3 protein-coding genes are annotated in these 2,462 nt (G+C 63.3%); 2 read left to right on the top strand and 1 reads right to left on the bottom strand.

Annotated features, from left to right (window positions below; genetic code table 11):
• Positions 1-4 precede the first annotated feature (4 nt).
• Positions 5-874, bottom strand: coding sequence for a bifunctional helix-turn-helix domain-containing protein/methylated-DNA--[protein]-cysteine S-methyltransferase (locus A2I95_RS31575; RefSeq protein WP_027257480.1), 870 nt, complete (start codon positions 872-874; stop codon positions 5-7).
• Positions 875-967: 93 nt separating this feature from the next.
• Between A2I95_RS31575 and A2I95_RS31570 the strand changes: the two genes are divergently transcribed.
• Positions 968-1,696, top strand: a complete 729-nt coding sequence (locus A2I95_RS31570) for a serine hydrolase (RefSeq protein ID WP_084294348.1) — start codon at positions 968-970, stop codon at positions 1,694-1,696.
• Between the two features lie 96 nt (positions 1,697-1,792).
• On the top strand, positions 1,793-2,437 hold the full coding sequence (nth, locus tag A2I95_RS31565; protein ID WP_027257479.1) for an endonuclease III: 645 nt from the start codon (positions 1,793-1,795) through the stop codon (positions 2,435-2,437).
• Positions 2,438-2,462: the final 25 nt, after the last annotated feature.

The following is a 2,462-nucleotide window of genomic DNA, read 5'->3' as shown; positions in this document are numbered from 1 at the left end:
CTGTTCAGCCGGCAGCGCGCATATCATCTGCCGCAGCCTCCTCGTCCCGTGCCGCCTCATAAGCAAGCATCGCGCGCTTGACCGGCAGGCCCCAGTGATAGCCGCCCAGCGCTCCTGATTTGCGCAAGGCCCGGTGACAGGGGATCAGCCAGCTGACCGGGTTGCGCCCGACGGCTGTTCCCACCGCGCGCACGGCCTTGGGCGCGCCGATTGCCTGGGCCAGCTCGGAATAGGTGGTGACATGGCCTGATGGGATGCGCAGCAGCGCTTCCCAGACCTTGATCTGCAAGGGGGCGCCGATCATGTGCAGGGCAGTCTCGCCTTTTTGGGCTAAGGCCGCCTCCGCCAGCGGGCGCAGGGCTGCGGGATCCTCGACGAATTCCGCCTGCGGCCACCGCGCACGCATGTCCGCCATGGCCGGCTCAGCCCCGGTTTCGGCGGCAAAACCCAGCCCGCAGATGCCCTTTTCCGTGCCCATCACCAGCGCCAGGCCAAACGGGCTGTCAAACCAACCCCAGAAGATCCGCAGGCCAACGCCCTTGCGGGCATATTCGCCGGGGCTCATCGCCTCCCAGCGCAGGAACAGGTCATGCAGCCGGCCCGAGCCGGACAGCCCCACCGCATGCGAGGCCTCCAGCGTGGTGAACCGCTCACGCAGCAGCGCCTTGGCATGGCCCAGCCGCAGATACTGCTGGTAGCGTTTGGGCGAAACCCCGACCCAGGACGAGAACAGCCGCTGGAAATGCGCCGGGCTCATGTCCATACGGGCGGCCAGCTGCTCCAGCGTCAAATCCTCGCCACCATCGTCAATCAACTCAATCGCCCGGCGCATGACGCCGTAATGATAGGTGTTTTCCCGTGTTTCGATATTCATCGGCCCAACCTGTTCTGACTTGCGGATCAAAGTAATACGCATGCGCTTGCCAATCGACCCGGAACTTGCGAATTCCCCTGACCCGCGCTATGGATTGGGAAAGGGAGACCGTGTGATGTCATAGCAGTGCTGGACGGCGCCGGAAATCTCCTGCGCAATGATGCACCAGACGCTGTCTTTCCCTGGTGGAGCTTTACCAAGCCGGTGATTGCCGCACTTGTGCTGCGCGCGGCTGAGGACGGTCCGCTGGACCTTGATGCCGCTTTGGCCGGCTGGCCCTTTACCTCACGCCAGCTGCTGCAGCACCGCGCAGGGCTGCGCGACTATGGCCCGCTGCCCGCTTACAAAGCCGCAGTTGCCGCCCGCGAGACACCTTGGCCCGCCAGCCGGCTGCTCGCAGAGGCGCATGCCAGCGACCTCGTCTATCCGCCCGGCCAGGGCTGGCTCTACTCCAACATCGGATACCTGCTGCTGCCTCTGGAGCTGGAGCGGCTGCACGGCTGCGATCTGGCACACATCATGCAGCACGACATCCTGCAGCCGCTAGGGCTTGGCGCCCGGCCGGCCGGAACGCGTGAGGACTTTGAAGGCCTTCATTGGGATACAAGGGGCTATCACCCGGGCTGGGTGTATCATGGCTGTCTGATGGGAACCGCCGCGGATGCCGTGCGGTTGCTGCACGCGCTGCTGGAAGGGGCCCTGCTTTGCCCTTCCTCCCGCGGCAAGATGCTGGATCAGCAGATGCGGAACGGCCCGCGGCTGCTTTCTGTGAAGGCAGAACTGAAGCCCCTGCCGAATTCGCAGCCGCAAACGCAGCATTAAAAGCTGCCGGCCTGCTCTCTTAAATGCCGCCGCAAACTGCCATGGCATCGCAATTTCAATTGCTCTTTAAGGTCTGACCTGTACAAAAGCGCTGCCATGGCAAAGCAACTCGATTATCATACGCTCCGCGAGATCTTCACGCGGTTCCAGGCAGCTGAGCCCGAACCCAAGGGCGAGCTGGAGCATGTCAATGTCTACACGCTGGTGGTGGCGGTGGCACTGTCGGCGCAGGCGACCGATGCCGGCGTGAACAAGGCAACCCGCGCGCTGTTCAAGATCGCCGACACCCCGCAAAAAATGCTGGAACTGGGCCTTGAAGGGCTGACCGAACATATCAAAACCATCGGCCTGTTCCGCCAAAAGGCCAAGAACGTGATCAAGCTCAGCCAAATCCTGGTTGATGACTACGGCGGCGAGGTGCCCAATTCCCGCGCCGCATTGCAATCGCTGCCGGGGGTAGGCCGCAAAACCGCCAATGTGGTGCTGAACATGTGGTGGAAGCAGCCCGCACAAGCAGTGGACACCCATATCTTCCGCGTCGGCAACCGCTCCGGCATTGCCCCGGGCAAGGATGTGGACGCCGTGGAACGCGCGGTGGAGGATAACATCCCGGCGGATTTCCAGCAGCACGCCCACCACTGGCTGATCCTGCACGGCCGCTATCATTGCAAGGCGCGCAAGCCGATGTGCGGCAGCTGCCTGATCCGCGATCTGTGCATGTTCGAGGACAAAAACCTGTGATCGGCGGCGGCAACCGTTCTGGCAG

This window comes from Leisingera sp. F5, from assembly GCF_001593695.1.
Note: the sequence above shows the minus strand (reverse complement) of the source record. Positions and strands in the feature narration are given on the sequence as shown.

Coding starts and splice junctions, on each gene's coding strand:
- A2I95_RS31575 (WP_027257480.1), bottom strand. CDS start 874: ATGAATATCGAAACACGGGAAAACACCTATCATTACGGCGTCATGCGC.
- nth (WP_027257479.1), top strand. CDS start 1,793: ATGGCAAAGCAACTCGATTATCATACGCTCCGCGAGATCTTCACGCGG.